Source organism: Microbacterium paraoxydans (genome assembly GCF_018224615.1).
Taxonomy (GTDB): domain Bacteria; phylum Actinomycetota; class Actinomycetes; order Actinomycetales; family Microbacteriaceae; genus Microbacterium; species Microbacterium paraoxydans_B.
The window spans coordinates 185,985-202,420 of record NZ_JAGTUK010000003.1 but is presented as its reverse complement, the minus strand read 5'-3'; the positions used below and the strand labels follow the sequence as shown (position 1 = coordinate 202,420).

The window sequence follows — 16,436 nt, the reverse complement described above, 5'->3', positions numbered from 1 at the left end:
CTTACTCGACCGGGTGCGCGCTCGCGAGCGAGAGCGGGTTCACGATCGAGAGCAGTTCGCTCGGCTTCGAGATGAAGCCGGACCATTCGTCGCTCGCGGCGAAGAACAGGTTCTGCGTGTACATGATGTTGTCGTAGACCTGCTCGTGCACGATCTTGTTGGCCTTGCGCATGATCTCGATCTTGTCGTCCTCGTCGAACGTGATCATGCCCTCCTCGATCAGCTCGTTGAGCTCGGGGTCGTCGACGTGGGTGTAGTTGATCGCACCGCCCGGCAGGTACGACAGGGCGAAGTTCGTCACCGGGTCGTCCATGATCGCGAAGTTGCCGGCGTAGATGTCGTAGTCGCCCTCGTTGGTCATGGAGAGGTAGGTGTTGCGCTCCGTGCCCTGCAGCTCGATCGCGATCCCGGCCTCCGCGGCGCTGTCCTTCACCATCTGCGCCCACTGGCTGGTCACGCTGTCCTGCAGCGAGTAGATCAGGCGGAACGAGACGGGGAACATGCCGTCGGCGCCGGCCGTGTAGCCGGCCTCCTCCATCAGCTCACGCGACTTCTCCGGGTCGAACTCGTACTCGGTGACGGAGTCGTCGTAGTACTTCGCGAGCACCGGCATGAGCGCGCTGGAGCCGGTGGAGACCGCCTGGCCCTGCAGCACGACCGTGCGGATGGCCTCGTAGTCGACCGCGTGGGCGAGCGCCTGGCGCACCTCGGTCTTGGCGAGGTCGGGCTTCTCCATGTTGTACACCAGGTGCGCGTAGCCGAGACCCGCGGCCTCGATGACCTGCAGTCCGTCGGTGTTCTTGAGCTGCTCGACCTGCGCGGGCGGGAGGGCGTTGGCGATCACGTCGATCTCGCCGCTCTGCAGCGCCAGGATCTCCGTGTTCACGTCGGGGTACACGCGGTACACGACCTCGGCGGGACCGGGGACGCCGCCGTCGACCAGCGGGTAGTCCTCGACGCGCTCGAGCGTGTAGTGCTGGCCCACCTGGAAGTCGCTCATGATGAACGGGCCCATGCCCACCCATCCGCCGTCGCTGCCGTCGTTGGCGAACTCGGCGATCGATCCCTGGGGCTCGAACACGTGCTTCGGGACGACGACGCCCCAGAAGCCGATCTCGTCGATGATCGAGGAGTCGGGCTGCGTGAGCGTGAGCTCGACGCGCGTGTCCGACACCGCCGTGGCCGTGTCGAGGTTGCCGAGCTGGCCGTAGAACGTGCCGGGCGCCTGGTCGCGCTTGACCGCGTTCAGCGTCCAGGCGACGTCTTCCGCGGTGAGGGGCTCTCCGTCGCTCCAGGTGAGGTCGTCGCGGATCTCGTAGAACCCGGTGGTGTCGTCGACGTAGCCCCACTCGGTGGCGACGTGCGCCTCCTTGGTGCCGTCGTCGCTGATGCTCAGCAGGTGCGGATACATCAGGTTCGTGACCCAGGAGTCGGTGCGGCTGTTGCCGAGCACCGGGTTGAAGTTGACCACGTCGGTGGTCGTGCCGATGCTGAGCGTCTCGTCGCTCGGACCGGTGGTGCCGGACGACTCCCCCGGCTCGGGTGCCGTGGGGGCGCACGCGGCGAGGCCGACGGCGAGGACCGCGGCCGCACCGAGTGCGAGGAACGTGTTGTGCTTCATCAGACCCAGACCTCCTCGAGGACGCGCATGGTGTTGCCGCCGACGACCGCGCGGATCTCGTCGTCGGAGTAGTCGTGCTTCACGAGCCAGCCGATGATGTTGTAGAAGGCCTCGGCCGGGTTCTCGATGCCGTCGACGTAGGGCTGCTTCTCGTAGTCGACGTTGGCGTGCGCCTGGCCGAGCGACAGGTTCGAGGAGAACGCGTCGTGCAGGCCCACGTGGTCGCCGAACAGCGTGTCGGGTCCGAAGCTCACGTGCTCCAGCCCGACCAGGTCGACGCAGTACTGGAAGTGGTCCATGACCGATTCCAGCGAGTGCTTCGGGTGCTGGGGCGAGATGGTGGTGTGGGGAGCTGCCTCGATGCCGATCACTCCGCCGCGCTTGGCGCACTCGATGATCGTCTCGTCCGTCTTCATGCGGTTGGTCGGCCACAGGCCACGGGCACCGGCGTGCGTGATGAAGACCGGCTTGGTGGAGTGCGCGATCACGTCGAGGCACGTCTGGTCGCCCGAGTGGGAGATGTCGATGGCGATACCGAGCTTGTTCATGCGCTCGACGGCGCGCTCGCCGAAGTACGTGAGGCCGCCGTCTCCGCGCTCCTTCAGCCCGCCGCCGAGCATGTTCGCCTCGGAGTAGGCGATGCCCATCTGCCGCACGCCGAAGCCGTACAGCACGTCGAGCCGGTCGACCTCGTTCTCGATCATGGTCGCGGCCTCGAGGGCGAAGATGTGGGCGACCCGCCCGGTCTCCGCGGCGTACCGGATGTCCTTGATCGACTCGGCCTTGATCACGAAGTCCTGGTGCGCGAGGTCGGCCATGCGCACGCCGAGGTCGAACAGCACGTCCTGGTACTTCCAGCCGGCGTCGCTGGAGATGCAGCACGTGCCGTCCATGCCGTTGTCGAACACCGCGGTGAGGCCGGAGCGTGCGAGCCCCTGGTAGCCGGTGGGTTCGCGGCCCTGGCGGATGTGGTCGCGGAGCTCGCCCATGTCCTCGGGGAAGACCTGCACGTGCTCGTGCAGCGAGATCACGGTCTCTTCACGGAGGAGGCGCTCGGTGCGCTCCTTCTGCGCGTCGCTGAGGCCGAGGTCGTACGCCGGCACGCGGCCGATCTGCTTGGCGTAGCGGAACTCGCGGTAGTCCTTGCCCGCCTCGAGATAGTCGTAGGCGGTGTAGCCGGTGTAGCGGTCTGCTTGTTCGAGCACGGATGCGCTCCTTCGGGTTCGATGATGCGGGGATGCGTCTCTCGTTCGTCGAGCGGGAGATTTCCTCGAATCTCGACGATTCCGGCATGAAAGTCAACAGTCGTGATGATTTTCGGCCGAGATGTTTCCTATTCGAAACATTTCAGCACCAGGATGCTGGCATGATGAATCCCATGGAGAACACACCCGACTCCGCGAACCCCGTCGTCCTCGACGTCCGCGGCCTCACCGTGACCCTCGACGGCTCACGCGGTCCGAACCGCGTGGTCGACGACATCGACCTCACCGTGCGCCGCGGCGAGGTGTTCGCCCTCCTCGGCGAATCCGGCTCCGGCAAGTCGATGACGGCGCGGGCGATCATGGGCCTGATCGACAACGGCGAGGTCGCGGCGACGACGCTGACGCTCGGCGACACCGACCTGCTCACGGTCACGCCGGAGCAGCACCGGCGGCTGCGCGGCGTGCGCGTGAGCCTGGTGATGCAGGACGCGCTCTCCGCACTGAACCCCGTGCTGAGCATCGGCGACCAGATCATCGACCTCCTCCGCGCCCACACGAGCATCGGCCGTCGCGATGCGGAGGCCCGCGCGGTCGAGCTGCTCACGCTGGTCGGCATCCCCCAGCCGCAACAGCGCGTGCGCGACTACCCGCACCAGTTCTCCGGCGGGCAGCGGCAGCGCATCCTGATCGCGATGGCCATCGCACTCGACCCCGACCTGATCATCGCCGATGAGCCGACGACCGCCCTCGACGTGACGGTGCAGGCGCAGATCCTCGACCTGCTGCTGTCGCTGCGCGACCGCCTCGGCATGGGGATCCTGCTGATCACGCACGACCTCGGCGTCGTGATGGAGGTCGCCGACCGGGTGGCCGTCATGCGCACCGGCCGCATCGTCGAGTCCGGTTCCGCCGACGACGTGCTCACCGCACCCCAGCACCCGTACACGCTGCAACTGCTCGACTCCATGCCGCAGGACGTGAGCGCCGCCGCGGACGACGACGGTTCCGCCCCGATCCTGGAAGGACGCGGCCTCGAGCGCACGTTCCGCTCAGGCAGCGGACGGCGCGCACACCGCGTGCGGGCGGTCGGCGGCGTCGACCTCTCCTTGCGCAGCGGCGAGATCCTCGCGATCGTCGGCGAATCCGGCAGCGGCAAGTCGACCCTGGCGCGCATGCTGGTCGGGCTCGACTCCCCCGACGCCGGCACGCTGCGCTACCGCGACCAGGACGTGACCAAGGGGCGGCTCCGCGACCGCAAGGTGCTGCGCCGCGGCGTGCAGATGGTGTTTCAGGACCCGTACATGTCGCTGAACCCGCGCATGACCGTGCAGCAGATCATGTCCGAGCCGCTCGCCGCGACCCGCACCGGCACTCCGGCCTCGCGGCGTGCGCGCGTCGCCGAGCTGCTCGACCTCGTCGGCCTCGACCCCGAGATGGCGTCACGCTTCCCCCACCAGTTCTCCGGCGGACAGCGCCAGCGCATCGGCATCGCCCGCGCGCTCGCGCTCGACCCCGACGTGCTGGTGTGCGACGAGCCCGTGTCAGCGCTCGACGTCTCCATCCGCGCGCAGATCATCGACCTGCTGTGCGAACTGCGCGAACGGCTCGGCATGTCCATCGTGTTCATCGCGCACGACCTGTCGCTCGTGCGGCACATCGCCGACCGCGTCGCGGTCATGTACCTCGGCGACATGGTCGAGGTGGGCGACACGGAGGAGGTCTACCGGCACCCCGCACACCCCTACACGCAGGCCCTGCTGTCGGCCATCCCACCGCAGACGCGCGCCGAACGGGGGATGCTGCAGCGCCGCACCCGCCTGTCGGCCTGAGCGCCCCGGCTCAGCCGGCCGGACGGACCGTGAGGTCGGTCAGGTGGGCGTCGCGCGGAAGGTCGAGCGCGGTGAGGATCGTGGTCGCCACGGCCTCCGGCGTGATGAAGCGCGACGCGTCGTACTCCTCGCCCTCCTGACGGTGCACGCGCTCCTGCATCGGAGTGGCCGTGCGACCCGGGTAGATCGAGGTGACCCGCACGCCGTGCTCCGCTTCCTCCAGGCGCAGCGCATCGGCCAGAGCCCGCAGCCCGTGCTTCGACGCCGCGTAGGCGGACCACCCGGCGTTCGCACGAAGCCCCGCCCCGGAGTTCACGAACACCACGTGCGCGCGGGACACCCGCAGCACCGGAAGCAGCAGTCGCGTCAGTTCCGCGGGCGCAACCAGGTTCACGGCCAGCTGCTGCTCCCACAGCGCGGGAGTGAGGTCGCCCACCGGCCCGAGGTCCACGACACCGGCAGCGTGCACGAGCCCGTCGAGGCGGTCGGGAAGGCTCTGCTTCGAAAGCGCCCACGAGAGGCGGCCGGGCTGCGCCAGGTCACCCACAATCGCGGTTGCGCCCGGCAGCTCGTCGGAGATCTGCCGCGCCCGTCCCGCATCGCGCGCGAGCACGACCACGTGGTCACCCCGCTCCAGCAGGCGTCGCGCCAGGACAGCGCCGATGCCCGAGCCGGCACCGGTCACCAGGTAGGTCGCCACGTCAGCCCGCGTCTGCGGCGGTCTCGACGACGTCGAGCGGGATCACCGGGCAGTCCTTCCAGAGGCGCTCGAGCCCGTAGTACACGCGCTCCTCCTGGTGGAAGACGTGCACGATCAGGTCGCCGAAGTCGAGCAGCACCCAGCGCGCCTCGGCGCGGCCTTCCCGGCGCACGCGCTTGTGGCCGGACTCGACGAGGCGGTCCTCGATCTCGTCCGCGATCGCGGCGACGTTGCGCTCACTGTTACCCGTGACGAGCAGGAAGATGTCGACGAGCGGGAGCGGCTCCGAGACGTTGAGCGCCACCAGATCCTCACCGCCCTTGGCGACGGCGGCTTCGGCGGCGATGCGCAGCATCTCTTCGGCGGTTTCAGGTGATTGCATCAGAACACATTCGTGGTGAAGGCGACGACCAGCGCCACACCCAGCGCGAGAGCGAGGCCACCGGCGACGATCGCCAGGATCAGCATCAGCCGATTGCCCTTCTCGGGCGCGGGCGGACGGATGACCTCGCCGGCGGGCTTGATGGTGCTGACAGCCGAGCTGGCAGCGATGGGGGTCGGCGAGGATGCCGGAGGCAGCTCCCCGTCGATGAGGACGGCGTCGACATCCTTGCCGTCCGTCGTGCCGTCCGCGTGTCCCTGCGAGCCGATGCCCTTGGGCAGCTCGTAGGAACCCGTGATGAGGATCTCGCCCGTCGACGCGACGGGGCCCGACAGCGAGCCCTCCCCGGGAGACGGGGTGAAGATGAGCGCGTTGGGTGAGCGGTGCGATCCGCCCGAGTCGTTGGACGTGAGCAGCTCGTCGAAGGACGGCCGGAACGCCGCAGGCTTGGCCGGCTCCTCCGCCGCCAGCAGCCCCTCGCCGAAGGCCGGGCTCACGGTGGGGCGCTCGCCCTCGTCGATCTCGACCTCGTCGCCGCCCTGCTCGGCGAGCACGTCGTCGTCGGTCGGCTCCGTGTCGGGGAGACCCAGGGCCTCGGCGACGTCGACCGTCTCCGGTGCGGCGGACTCCGGCGCGGTCGTCTCCGAGAGCGGCACCGCTCCAGCGGACTCCACGGCCTCGGCGGCACGCACGGGCTCGACCTGCACCTCGTCGTCGACATCATCGTCGTCGTCGTCGATCGCGGGGGTCGGTGCCGGGGAGAAATCCGGGATGCCCGAGACGATCAGCGTCTCCTCGGCGGGCTTCGCCGCGGGCTCTGCGGCGCTCTGCTCCTCGCCGGCGTCGGCACCGACGACCGGCACGGACGCGGTCTTGATCCGCTCCTGCTCGCGCGCCTGCCGACGCGTCAGCGGCGCGGAACCCAGGTCGACCGCGGAGTCGGCCACCGGTGCCGGCGGCACGGCGGCGGGCTCTGCAGCACGCGGGAGCGGGGCGGCGGGCGGTGCCGCGTTCGCCGCTTCCGCAGCGGCCTCCGCCTGCTCCTCGGTGATGACCGGGGTGGATCCTGTCAACCGGATCTCCCGCAGCTGCTTCCGCGTCAGCGGACCTCGCTGATCCGATGTGCTCATGACTTGCTCCGATACAGATGATGCTTCGCGATGTACTGGACGACGCCGTCGGGGACGAGGTACCAGACCGGTTGGTCGTCGCGGACACGCTCTCGACAGTCCGTCGACGAGATCGACAGCGCCGGCACCTCCAACTGGCTGACGTCGTCGCTCGGGAGGCCGTCGATGCTCAGAACGTGTCCTGGTCGGGAGACCGCGACGAAGTGGGCCAGTTCCCACAGTTCATCATGGTCTCTCCAACTGAGAATTTGCGCCACGGCGTCGGCACCGCTGATGAAGAACAGCTCCGCGTCGGGGCGCTGGGCCTTCAGGTCGCGGAGCGTGTCGATCGTGTACGTGGGGCCTGCACGGTCGATGTCGACCCGGCTGACGGTGAACCGCGGGTTCGACGCCGTCGCGATGACCGTCATGAGATAGCGGTGCTCACTCGGCGTGACCTCGGCCTTCTGCCACGGTCGACCGGTGGGGACGAACACCACCTCGTCGAGATCGAACGAGTGCGCGACCTCGCTGGCGGCGACCAGGTGGCCGTGATGGATCGGGTCGAAGGTACCGCCCATCACGCCGATGCGCGGTGCGCGCGTGGTCGCAGTGCTCATGAAAGGCCTAGTGGCCGTGTCCCGCCTCGTGGCCGTCCTTGCCGTGCTTCGCCGCCCAGGCCTCCGCCTTCGCCGAGTGACGGTTGGCCACGTTCTTGTACGACAGCGTGACGAACGCGAGAGCGGCGAACACGATCGCGGCGATGACTCCGAAGATCAGGGTCTCGAGCGCGACGTTTCCGTGGTGCTCGGTCTCTGCGGCGGCCATCGCGATCTGTGCGACGAGGTTCATCCTTGCTCCGTTTCGTGGCGTGCTGTCTCGGGTTTCGGGGATGCAGCGTCCCCCAGTCTAGCCCTCAGCCGCGCGTCTGACCCGACCCACGCGCGAGCCATTTCGTGCTGGTCAGCTCGGACAGTCCCATCGGACCGCGGGCGTGCAGCTTCTGCGTCGAGATGCCCACCTCGGCACCGAACCCGAACTCTCCGCCGTCGGTGAACCGCGTCGACGCGTTCACCATCACCACGGCCGAGTCCACCTCGGCCAGGAACCGCTCGGCATTGCGGGCGTCGGTCGTGATGATCGACTCCGTGTGACCGGTGCTGTACCGGCGGATGTGCTCGAGCGCCTCGTCGAGGGAATCGACCACCTTCATCGCGACGTCGAGGCTGAGGTACTCGGTCTCCCAGTCCTCCTCTGTCGCGGGGATCACGTTGGCCACGAGCCCCATCACCACGTCGTCCCCGTGGATCGCCACGCCCTCGCTCATGAGCGCGCTCGCGACGAGCGGGATCAGCCGCGGCGCGGCCTGGCGGTGCACGAGCACGGTCTCCACCGCGTTGCACACGCTCGGACGCTGCACCTTGGCGTTCACCACGATGTCGCGCGCCCAGTCGTCGGGTGCGCTCTCGTCGAGCAGGATGTGCACGTTGCCCGCGCCGGTCTCGATCACCGGAACCGTCGATTCCGTCACGACCGTCTCGATCAGGGCGGCGCTGCCGCGGGGCACCAGCACGTCGATCAGCCCGCGGCCGTGCATGAGCGCCCTGGCTCCCTCCCGTCCGAAGTCGTCGACCGTCTGGATCGCTTCCCGCGTCACCCCCGCGGCCGCGAGGGCATCGCGCATCACCTCGACCAGCACCGTGTTGGAGTCGCGCGCGGCACTCCCGCCGCGCAGCACCACGGCGTTGCCGGACCGGAGGGCGAGCGCGGCGATGTCCACCGTCACGTTCGGCCGCGCCTCGTAGATCGCGCCCACCACGCCGAACGGCACGCGCACCTGCTCCAGCGAGACGCCGTTGGGCATGCGGTGACCACCCACCACACGGCCGACCGGATCGGGAAGCGCCGCCACCTGGCGCACCGCCGCGGCCAGCGCGGACACGCGAGCCTCGTCGAGACGCAGCCGGTCGATCAGCGACTCACCGATGCCGTCGGCACGACCGCGGACGATGTCGCTGCCGTTCGCCTCGATGATGCGCGCGGCGTTCTCCTCCAGGGCCACCGCGATCGCCTCGAGGGCGCGCGCCTTGTCATCGCTGGTGAGGCCGGCGGTGGCGCGGGAGGCCTCCTTCGCACGCTCCAGGCGCGCCTGGGGGGTCGGGTCGGTCATCCGCCCAGTCTAGGAGGTCGCCGGCTCGAACCAGGTCCCGATGTCGTCGCCCGCGAGGGCCCGATCGACCAGGTCGGCGCTGGTCACCAGCACGCCGATTCCCGATGCCGCGGCGAGACGTGCCGCGGACACCTTGGTGGCCGCTCCCCCGGTGCCGACGCTGTTCACGACCGTCGACCCGAACTCGAGCCCGGACAGATCAGCGTCGGGCGCCACGATGTCGATCGGCTCTGCCCCGGGGTCGGTCGGCGGCTTCGTGTACAGCGACTCGATGTCGCTCAGCAGCACCAGGGCGTCGGCCTCGATGAGCTGCGCCACGAGCGCACCCAGCCGGTCGTTGTCACCGAACCGGATCTCCTGTGTCGCGACCGTGTCGTTCTCGTTCACGATCGGCAGGGTCCGCAGTCCCAGCAGCCGCTCCATGGCCCGGCGGGCGTTCGACCGCGACGTCGGGTTCTCCAGGTCGCCCGTGGTCAGCAGCACCTGCCCCGCGACGATGTCGAACGGGCGGAGCGCCTCCTGGTAGCGGTACACGAGGATGTTCTGCCCCACGGCCGCCGCGGCCTGCTGCGTCGCCAGGTCGGTCGGACGGGCGTCGAGCCGGAGGAACGGGATACCGGAGGCGATCGCACCGGACGACACCAGCACTACCTCCGCGCCCCGGGCGTGGGCGGCCGCCAGCGCTTCGACGATCACGGGAATGCGCCACGAGGACTCGCCACTGATGGAGGACGAGCCCACCTTCACGACGATGCGCGCGGCCGTCGCGAGATCGGCGCGCGTGCGTGCGGTCACTCGTCGCCCTCGCGGGTCGTGGCGAGACGCTCGGCCTCCAGTTCCGCGCGCGCCTGCGCCTTGGCGTCCATGCGCTCGTAGTACTGCTCGCGGCGCTCGGACGTGGTGCGGCGCGAGTTCGGCGCCAGCCGCGGGTCGGTGCCGCGCGGGGCGGTCATGAGTTCGGCGGCGGAGCTCATCGTCGGCTCCCAGTCGAACACGATGCTGTCGCCCTCGCCGATCACGACCGTCGACCCCTGCACCGCACCCAGACGGAACAGCTCGTCCTCGACACCCAGCTTCTCCAGACGGTCGGCCAGGTAACCCACGGCCTCCTCGTTCTGGAAGTCGGTCTGCTGCACCCAGCGCACCGGCTTCTCGCCGAGGATGCGGTAGACGTTGCCGTACGTGCCACCTTCGACACGGATCGCGAAGTCCTTCTTCGACCCGCGGGGCCGGATGACGACGCGCTCGCGGGGCTTCTCCACCGCGATGTTCTCGGCACGGTGCTTCTCCACGAGCTCGCCGAGCGCGAAGGTGAGCGGACGGAGCCCCTCGTGCGACACGGTCGAGATCTCGAACACGCGGAAGCCGCGCGCCTCCAGGTCGGGGCGCACGAGCTCGGCCAGGTCGCGGGCCTCCGGCACGTCCACCTTGTTGAGCGCGACCAGCTGCGGGCGCTCCAGCAGGGGCGTCTGCCCCTCGGGCACCTCGTAGGCCGCGAGCTCCGCCAGGATCACGTCGAGGTCGGAGATCGGGTCGCGTCCCGGCTCGAGCGTGGCGCAGTCGAGCACGTGCAGCAGCGCCGAGCACCGCTCGACGTGACGCAGGAACTCCAGGCCGAGTCCCTTGCCCTCGCTCGCCCCCTCGATCAGTCCGGGGACGTCGGCGACCGTGAACCGGAAGTCCTCCACCTGCACGACGCCCAGGTTGGGGTGCAGCGTGGTGAACGGGTAGTCGGCGATCTTCGGGCGCGCGGCCGAGATGGCCCCGATCAGGCTCGACTTGCCCGCCGACGGGTAGCCGACCAGCGCGACGTCGGCGACGGTCTTCAGCTCGAGGACGACATCGCCCTCGTAGCCGGGCGTGCCGAGCAGGGCGAAGCCCGGAGCCTTGCGCTTGGGCGTCGCGAGCGCGGCGTTGCCGAGCCCGCCCTGGCCTCCGGCGGCCACGACGAAGCGCTCCCCCGGCTCGATCAGGTCGACGAGCACCTCGCCGGACGGCGTCTTGACCACGGTGCCGACCGGGACGGGAAGCTCCAGGGATTCGCCGTCGAAGCCCGAGCGGTGGTCGCCCATTCCCGGCCCGCCGTTGCCCGACGAGCGGTGCGGCGAGTGATGGTACGACAGCAGCGTTCCCGTCTGCGGGTCGGCCACCAGCACGATGTCGCCGCCGTCGCCGCCGTTGCCGCCGTCCGGACCGCCGAGCGGCTTGAACTTCTCACGGTGCACCGAGACGCAGCCGTTGCCGCCCTTGCCTGCACGCAGGTGCAGCGTGACAGTGTCGACGAACGTGACCATGTGCGAGTGTCCTTCGGGTAGCGGGGAAACGGACGGTAGATACGCGGACGGGGCGAGCCGAAGCCCGCCCCGAACCGGATGTCTAGCGTGGTGCTGTGATCACTCAGCAGCAGCGACGATGTTGACGACCTTGCGGCCGCCCTTCGCGCCGAACTCGACCGCACCCGCGGCCAGAGCGAACAGCGTGTCGTCGCCACCACGGCCGACGTTCACGCCGGGGTGGAAGTGCGTGCCGCGCTGGCGGACGATGATCTCGCCGGCGAGGACCTGCTGACCGCCGAAGCGCTTCACACCGAGTCGCTGAGCGTTGGAGTCACGACCGTTGCGGGTGGAGCTTGCGCCCTTTTTGTGTGCCATGTCCTGTGTCTCCTCGGTCTTACTTGATGCCGGTGATCTTGACGCGCGTGAGCTCCTGGCGGTGGCCCTGACGCTTCTTGTAGCCGGTCTTGTTCTTGTACTTCTGGATGACGATCTTCGGGCCGCGGAGGTTGCCCACGACCTCGGCCGTGACCTTGACCTTCGCCAGCGCGTCGGCGTCGGTGGTCACCGTGGCGCCGTCGACGAGCAGCACAGCGGGCAGCTCGATCTTCTCGCCCTGGGCCGCCTGAACACGGTCGAGCTGAACGATGGTGCCGACCTCGACCTTCTCCTGCCGGCCACCGGCGCGCACTACTGCGTAAACCACTTCATACCTGTTTCGTTGGGGAGCACGCGGCTCCGAGAATCTCACGGGAAGACTGTTGCTTGCATGCGTCGCTGGTACGACGGGCGCGAACGCAAGACTCTCCGCATCGGCCGTCGAGGACGACGCGGCATGCGCACCAAGGGACTACTTTACCGGATGCCGGGGCCCCTCGCAAAGTGAGCCGGGTCGCGCGGGCGGTCGTAGGCTGGCGAGGTGACCGTACTCGTCGACGACCCCCTCTGGCCCGCCCACGGACGCCTGTGGGCGCACCTGGTCAGCGACGAGAATCTCGACGAGCTGCACGCATTCGCCAGAGCCAACGGGATTCCCGCGCGCGCATTCGACCTCGACCACTACGACGTGCCGGAGGACGCCGTCCCCCGACTCGTCGCCGGCGGCGCCCAGCACGTTCCGGGGAAGGAACTGGTGCGCCGCCTGATCGCGTCAGGCCTCCGGGTCCGCGGACGCGACCGGCTGCGCTGAGCTCTCCGCGCCGACCGACACCGGAGTGCCGGAGAGCGCGGCAGTGGTCACCCGACGGCGACCGCGACCCTGACCGGGGGCCTTCGGCTCCGGCAGGGCGTCGAGCACGGAGTCGAGCAGTTCCTCCGCCGGCGTCTTGGGTCCCTTGCGGTCGGACCCGCGCTTCTTCCTGGCCTTCTTCGGGCGCTCCGCGGCGGATGCCGCGACCGGCTCGACCGGAGCGCTCTCCGCGGGGGCGTCCCCGGCGGGCGCGATGGTCGAGGCGGCGATCTGGGCCAGGGCGGACTTGGCGCCCTCGGTGATGCTGTGCGTCACCGCCGCCACGGCGGGAGCCGCCGCACCGTTGCCGTTACCGTTGCCGTTGCCGCGCTGACGACGTCCGCCGTTCTGTCCGCCGCCGTTCCCGCCGTTGGCGCGGTGCTTGACGACGGGGTCGTGGTGCACGATCACACCGCGGCCGGCGCAGACCTCGCACGCCTCACTGAAGGTCTCGAGCAGGCCGAGGCCCAGCTTCTTGCGGGTCATCTGGACCAGCCCCAGCGACGTGACCTCCGCCACCTGGTGCTTGGTGCGGTCGCGGCTCAGGCACTCGATCAGGCGCCGCAGCACGAGATCGCGATTGGACTCGAGCACCATGTCGATGAAGTCGACGACGATGATGCCGCCGATGTCGCGCAGACGCAGCTGCCGGACGATCTCCTCGGCCGCCTCGAGGTTGTTCTTGGTGACCGTCTCTTCGAGGTTGCCGCCCGAGCCGACGAACTTGCCCGTGTTGACGTCGACGACCGTCATCGCCTCGGTGCGGTCGATCACGAGCGAGCCGCCCGAGGGCAGCCACACCTTGCGGTCGAGCGCCTTCTCGATCTGCTCCGTGATGCGGAACGCGTCGAACGGGTCGACCTCGTCCTCGTAGGCCTCCACGCGCTCCAGCAGGTCGGGAGCGACGCTCTCCAGGTAGGCGCGGATCGTGCGCTGCGCGTCCTCGCCCTGGATGAGCATCTTCGTGAAGTCCTCGTTGAAGACGTCGCGGACGATCTTGACCAGCAGATCGGGCTCGGCGTGCAGCAGGGCGGGAGCCTGCTGGCTCTCCACCTGCTTCTGGATGTGCTCCCACTGGGAGGTGAGGCGCTGGACGTCGCGCGTCAGCTGCTCCTCCGTGGCCCCTTCCGCGGCCGTACGCACGATCACACCGGACGACTCGGGCAGCACCTCCTTGAGGATGCGCTTGAGGCGAGCCCGCTCGTTGTCGGGCAGCTTGCGGCTGATGCCGTTCATCGACCCGCCGGGCACGTACACCAGGTACCGGCCGGGCAGCGAGATCTGGCTGGTCAGGCGGGCGCCCTTGTGGCCGACCGGGTCCTTCGTGACCTGCACGAGCACGCGGTCCCCCGGCTTGAGCGCCAGCTCGATGCGGCGCGGCTGGTTGCCGGTCTCGACGCCGTCCCAGTCGACCTCGCCCGAGTAGAGCACCGCGTTGCGACCGCGGCCGATGTCGACGAACGCCGCCTCCATGCTGGGCAGCACGTTCTGCACGCGCCCCAGGTAGACGTTGCCGATCAGCGACGCGTCCTGGTTGCGGGCGACGTAATGCTCGACGAGCACGCCGTCCTCCAGCACGCCGATCTGGGTGCGGCCGTTCTTGGAGCGAACGACCATCTTGCGGTCGACCGACTCCCGGCGGGCGAGGAACTCGGCCTCGGTGACCACCGGGCGGCGGCGGCCCGCGTCACGTCCGTCGCGGCGGCGCTGCTTCTTCGCCTCCAGACGGGTCGAGCCCTTGATGGCCTTCGGCTCGGTGATGTACTCGACGACGCGCTGACGCTGCCGCGGCTCGTCGCGCTGCTCGTCACCGTCGGAGCCCCCGCGGCGGCGGCGGCCCCGGCGGCCGGACGACGGCTCGTCCTGGTCGCGCTCGGAGGCACGGTCGTCACGCCCCGGGCGAGCGGGCAGCGGCACGATCTCGGGCGCGTAGAAGTGCAGCTGGGTCGACACCTGCGACACGAACACCTCGGGAAGCAGCCCCAGGGAGACGGCGGTCACGGCGGCCGGCTTCTCCGGCTCGGCCGGGGCTTCGGGCTCGGTGCTGGGCTCGGGCGTAGCGGGAGCCTCGGTCTCGGACTCGGTGGCCTCGGGTGCTGCGGGAGCCTCGGACTCCGTGGCGGCAGTCTCGGGCTCGGCTGCGGCGGCGGCCTCAGTCTCGGCGGCGGCCTCAGTCTCGGCGGCGGCCTCGGGCTCAGCGGAGGGCTCTGGCGCAGGCTCGGCGGCAGTCTCGGGCTCGGGCCGGCTGTTCTCGGCCTCGACGCTCTCGGCCTCGGCGGCGTCCTGCGCGGCGGCGGCATCCTCCACGGCGGCAGCGGCGGCATCGTCCGCCGCGGCGGCGGCGTCCTCCGTGGCAGCCTGCCCTTCGGCGAGCTCGTCCGCTGCGGCATCCGCGGCGATGTCAGCCGCGTCGTCCTCGACGTGCGGCACGACGAGGGTCTCGTCGGTCGCGGGATCGGTGGGTTCCGTCACCTGATCCGCGGCAGCGGCCGGGAGATCGAGAGCGGAGGGGTTGTGGTCATTGTTCTCATCGGCCATCTCTGGCGTACTCCCTGCACGGGCACCGGGTGCTCCGTGAAATCTCATGCGGTACCCGCTCGGGTTCCGCGAACTCAATCGGCGTGCGACCGGCTCTGGGCTCTGGTCGCGTGGGGCATGGGCCCCGAAGTCTGCGTCGATGCGTGTCGCGGCGGCGCCGTTCATCGCATCACAGGTCATTATCGCACCACATGGCGCGGTTCGCGGCATCCGTCGCGCGCGCGCTTTATCCCCGGGCCGTTCTCGCCCCATCCATAGCACTCGCTGGGATAATCCTGAGCATGAGCGAGCAGCGCACCCGCCCCGTCGTCTACGCCGTCTGGTTGATCATCGCGGCCGTCATCGGTTGGTTCGCCGCCTTCCAGCTCACGATGGACAAGTTCATCCAGCTCGCGAACCCCGACGCCGACCTCAGCTGCAACGTCAGCGTCATGATCCAGTGCGGCAAGAACCTCGGCTCCTGGCAGGGCGAGGTGTTCGGCTTCCCGAACCCCATCATCGGCATCGCGGGATGGATGGCGCCGCTCTTCATGGGCGTCGCTCTTCTCGCCGGTGCCCGCTTCCCCCGCTGGTTCTGGCTCACGTTCGGCGCCGGCATCACGTTCGCCTTCGGTCTCGTCTGCTGGCTGATCTGGCAGAGCCTCTACGCGCCCAACCTCGGCGTGCTGTGCCCGTGGTGCATGCTGACCTGGTCCGTGACCATCCCGACGTTCTTCGCCACCATGCTCCACCTCACCCGCAACGGCAGCTTCACCAGCAACGAGAAGACCCAGGCCACCGCCAACCGGCTCATGGCCTGGGTGCCGCTCGCCACCGTCCTGGCCTACGCCGTGGTCATCCTGCTGGCGCAGCTGCGCGGCCTCGACCTCCTCGGCGAGGTCATCGGCATGGTCCTCTGAACCGCTCCACGACAGCACGCAGCCCGTCCGCCTCTCTCGGCGGACGGGCTTCGTCGCGTGATCGTCAGTCGAACCAGATGCCCAGCTCGCGGGCCGCCGACTCCGGGCTGTCCGAGCCGTGCACCAGGTTCTGCTGCACCGCCAGACCCCAGTCGCGACCGAAGTCGCCGCGGATCGTGCCGGGCGCCGCCGTCGTCGGGTCGGTCGTGCCCGCCAGGGAGCGGAAGCCCTCGATGACGCGGTTGCCGGCGAGGCGGATCGCGACCGAGGGGCCCGACATCATGAACTCGAGCAGCGGCTCGTAGAACGGCTTGCCCTCGTGCTCGGCGTAGTGCTGCGCCAGCAGGTCGCGGTCGGGCTCGACCAGGCGGATGTCGACGAGCGCGTAGCCCTTCGCCTCGATGCGGGCGAGGATCGCGCCGGTGAGGCCGCGGGCGACGCCATCGGGCTTGACGAGGACGAGGGTTTCTTCGGTGGCCATG

Annotated in this window: 17 protein-coding genes; 3 read left to right on the top strand and 14 right to left on the bottom strand. The window is 69.6% G+C overall.

Annotated features, from left to right (window positions below; translation table 11 throughout):
- Position 1 precedes the first annotated feature (1 nt).
- The gene (locus tag KE274_RS11105; protein ID WP_211543746.1) at positions 2 to 1,621 is read right to left on the bottom strand and encodes an ABC transporter substrate-binding protein; all 1,620 of its coding nucleotides are present in this window, start codon (positions 1,619 to 1,621) and stop codon (positions 2 to 4) included.
- Positions 1,621 to 2,826, bottom strand: coding sequence for a dipeptidase (locus tag KE274_RS11100; RefSeq protein ID WP_136030679.1), 1,206 nt, complete (start codon positions 2,824 to 2,826; stop codon positions 1,621 to 1,623). Before KE274_RS11100 ends, KE274_RS11105 begins: the two co-directional genes overlap by 1 nt.
- Positions 2,827 to 2,987: 161 nt before the next feature.
- Between KE274_RS11100 and KE274_RS11095 the strand changes: the two genes are divergently transcribed.
- Entirely contained in the window at positions 2,988 to 4,655 is a 1,668-nt protein-coding gene (locus KE274_RS11095; RefSeq protein ID WP_211543744.1) for a dipeptide ABC transporter ATP-binding protein, read from the top strand.
- Positions 4,656 to 4,665: 10 nt separating this feature from the next.
- Here the strand turns inward: KE274_RS11095 and KE274_RS11090 are convergent, their stop codons facing one another.
- From KE274_RS11090 to rplU, 10 genes are all read right to left on the bottom strand, one after another.
- Positions 4,666 to 5,355 (bottom strand): SDR family oxidoreductase, encoded by a 690-nt coding sequence (locus KE274_RS11090; protein ID WP_211543742.1) that lies wholly within the window; start codon positions 5,353 to 5,355, stop codon positions 4,666 to 4,668.
- A 1-nt stretch (position 5,356) separates the two neighbouring features.
- Entirely contained in the window at positions 5,357 to 5,737 is a 381-nt protein-coding gene (gene rsfS, locus KE274_RS11085) for a ribosome silencing factor (RefSeq protein ID WP_136030675.1), read from the bottom strand.
- Complete coding sequence (locus KE274_RS11080; RefSeq protein WP_211543740.1) at positions 5,737 to 6,867, bottom strand: hypothetical protein; 1,131 nt, start codon at positions 6,865 to 6,867, stop codon at positions 5,737 to 5,739. Before KE274_RS11080 ends, rsfS begins: the two co-directional genes overlap by 1 nt.
- Complete coding sequence (gene nadD, locus KE274_RS11075; RefSeq protein ID WP_211543738.1) at positions 6,864 to 7,466, bottom strand: nicotinate-nucleotide adenylyltransferase; 603 nt, start codon at positions 7,464 to 7,466, stop codon at positions 6,864 to 6,866. Before nadD ends, KE274_RS11080 begins: the two co-directional genes overlap by 4 nt.
- 7 nt (positions 7,467 to 7,473) lie before the next feature.
- Positions 7,474 to 7,698 (bottom strand): hypothetical protein, encoded by a 225-nt coding sequence (locus KE274_RS11070; RefSeq protein WP_211543737.1) that lies wholly within the window; start codon positions 7,696 to 7,698, stop codon positions 7,474 to 7,476.
- Between the two features lie 64 nt (positions 7,699 to 7,762).
- Entirely contained in the window at positions 7,763 to 9,016 is a 1,254-nt protein-coding gene (locus tag KE274_RS11065; RefSeq protein ID WP_211543735.1) for a glutamate-5-semialdehyde dehydrogenase, read from the bottom strand.
- A 9-nt stretch (positions 9,017 to 9,025) separates the two neighbouring features.
- A complete protein-coding gene (proB, locus tag KE274_RS11060) occupies positions 9,026 to 9,811 on the bottom strand; it encodes a glutamate 5-kinase (RefSeq protein WP_211543733.1) in 786 nt (261 codons plus the stop codon).
- Positions 9,808 to 11,310, bottom strand: a complete 1,503-nt coding sequence (gene obgE, locus KE274_RS11055; protein ID WP_211543731.1) for a GTPase ObgE — start codon at positions 11,308 to 11,310, stop codon at positions 9,808 to 9,810. The genes proB and obgE overlap by 4 nt, the downstream gene beginning before the upstream one ends.
- A 99-nt stretch (positions 11,311 to 11,409) precedes the next feature.
- Entirely contained in the window at positions 11,410 to 11,667 is a 258-nt protein-coding gene (gene rpmA / locus KE274_RS11050; protein ID WP_017202370.1) for a 50S ribosomal protein L27, read from the bottom strand.
- Positions 11,668 to 11,686: 19 nt separating this feature from the next.
- The gene (gene rplU / locus KE274_RS11045; protein WP_168387232.1) at positions 11,687 to 11,995 is read right to left on the bottom strand and encodes a 50S ribosomal protein L21; all 309 of its coding nucleotides are present in this window, start codon (positions 11,993 to 11,995) and stop codon (positions 11,687 to 11,689) included.
- Positions 11,996 to 12,208: 213 nt separating this feature from the next.
- On the opposite strand from rplU, the gene KE274_RS11040 reads away from it, so the two are divergent.
- Positions 12,209 to 12,478: a DUF4031 domain-containing protein gene (locus KE274_RS11040; RefSeq protein ID WP_211543729.1), complete on the top strand. Its 270-nt coding sequence runs from the start codon at positions 12,209 to 12,211 to the stop codon at positions 12,476 to 12,478.
- Here KE274_RS11040 and KE274_RS11035 read toward each other — a convergent pair.
- On the bottom strand, positions 12,440 to 15,055 hold the full coding sequence (locus KE274_RS11035) for an Rne/Rng family ribonuclease (protein WP_211543727.1): 2,616 nt from the start codon (positions 15,053 to 15,055) through the stop codon (positions 12,440 to 12,442). The two genes, KE274_RS11040 and KE274_RS11035, sit on opposite strands and share 39 nt — an antisense overlap.
- Positions 15,056 to 15,336: 281 nt before the next feature.
- On the opposite strand from KE274_RS11035, the gene KE274_RS11030 reads away from it, so the two are divergent.
- Complete coding sequence (locus tag KE274_RS11030) at positions 15,337 to 15,954, top strand: vitamin K epoxide reductase family protein (RefSeq protein WP_211543725.1); 618 nt, start codon at positions 15,337 to 15,339, stop codon at positions 15,952 to 15,954.
- Positions 15,955 to 16,018: 64 nt separating this feature from the next.
- Here the strand turns inward: KE274_RS11030 and ndk are convergent, their stop codons facing one another.
- Complete coding sequence (gene ndk, locus KE274_RS11025) at positions 16,019 to 16,435, bottom strand: nucleoside-diphosphate kinase (RefSeq protein WP_211543723.1); 417 nt, start codon at positions 16,433 to 16,435, stop codon at positions 16,019 to 16,021.
- Position 16,436 lies beyond the last annotated feature (1 nt).

Bases quoted from the DNA above. Each gene is read 5' to 3' on its own strand.
- KE274_RS11105 (WP_211543746.1), bottom strand. From the start codon at position 1,621: ATGAAGCACAACACGTTCCTCGCACTCGGTGCGGCCGCGGTCCTCGCC.
- KE274_RS11095 (WP_211543744.1), top strand. From the start codon at position 2,988: ATGATGAATCCCATGGAGAACACACCCGACTCCGCGAACCCCGTCGTC.
- nadD (WP_211543738.1), bottom strand. From the start codon at position 7,466: ATGAGCACTGCGACCACGCGCGCACCGCGCATCGGCGTGATGGGCGGT.
- KE274_RS11035 (WP_211543727.1), bottom strand. From the start codon at position 15,055: ATGGCCGATGAGAACAATGACCACAACCCCTCCGCTCTCGATCTCCCG.
- obgE (WP_211543731.1), bottom strand. From the start codon at position 11,310: ATGGTCACGTTCGTCGACACTGTCACGCTGCACCTGCGTGCAGGCAAG.
- KE274_RS11070 (WP_211543737.1), bottom strand. From the start codon at position 7,698: ATGAACCTCGTCGCACAGATCGCGATGGCCGCCGCAGAGACCGAGCAC.
- KE274_RS11030 (WP_211543725.1), top strand. From the start codon at position 15,337: ATGAGCGAGCAGCGCACCCGCCCCGTCGTCTACGCCGTCTGGTTGATC.
- rsfS (WP_136030675.1), bottom strand. From the start codon at position 5,737: ATGCAATCACCTGAAACCGCCGAAGAGATGCTGCGCATCGCCGCCGAA.
- KE274_RS11065 (WP_211543735.1), bottom strand. From the start codon at position 9,016: ATGACCGACCCGACCCCCCAGGCGCGCCTGGAGCGTGCGAAGGAGGCC.
- KE274_RS11080 (WP_211543740.1), bottom strand. From the start codon at position 6,867: ATGAGCACATCGGATCAGCGAGGTCCGCTGACGCGGAAGCAGCTGCGG.
- ndk (WP_211543723.1), bottom strand. From the start codon at position 16,435: ATGGCCACCGAAGAAACCCTCGTCCTCGTCAAGCCCGATGGCGTCGCC.
- rpmA (WP_017202370.1), bottom strand. From the start codon at position 11,667: ATGGCACACAAAAAGGGCGCAAGCTCCACCCGCAACGGTCGTGACTCC.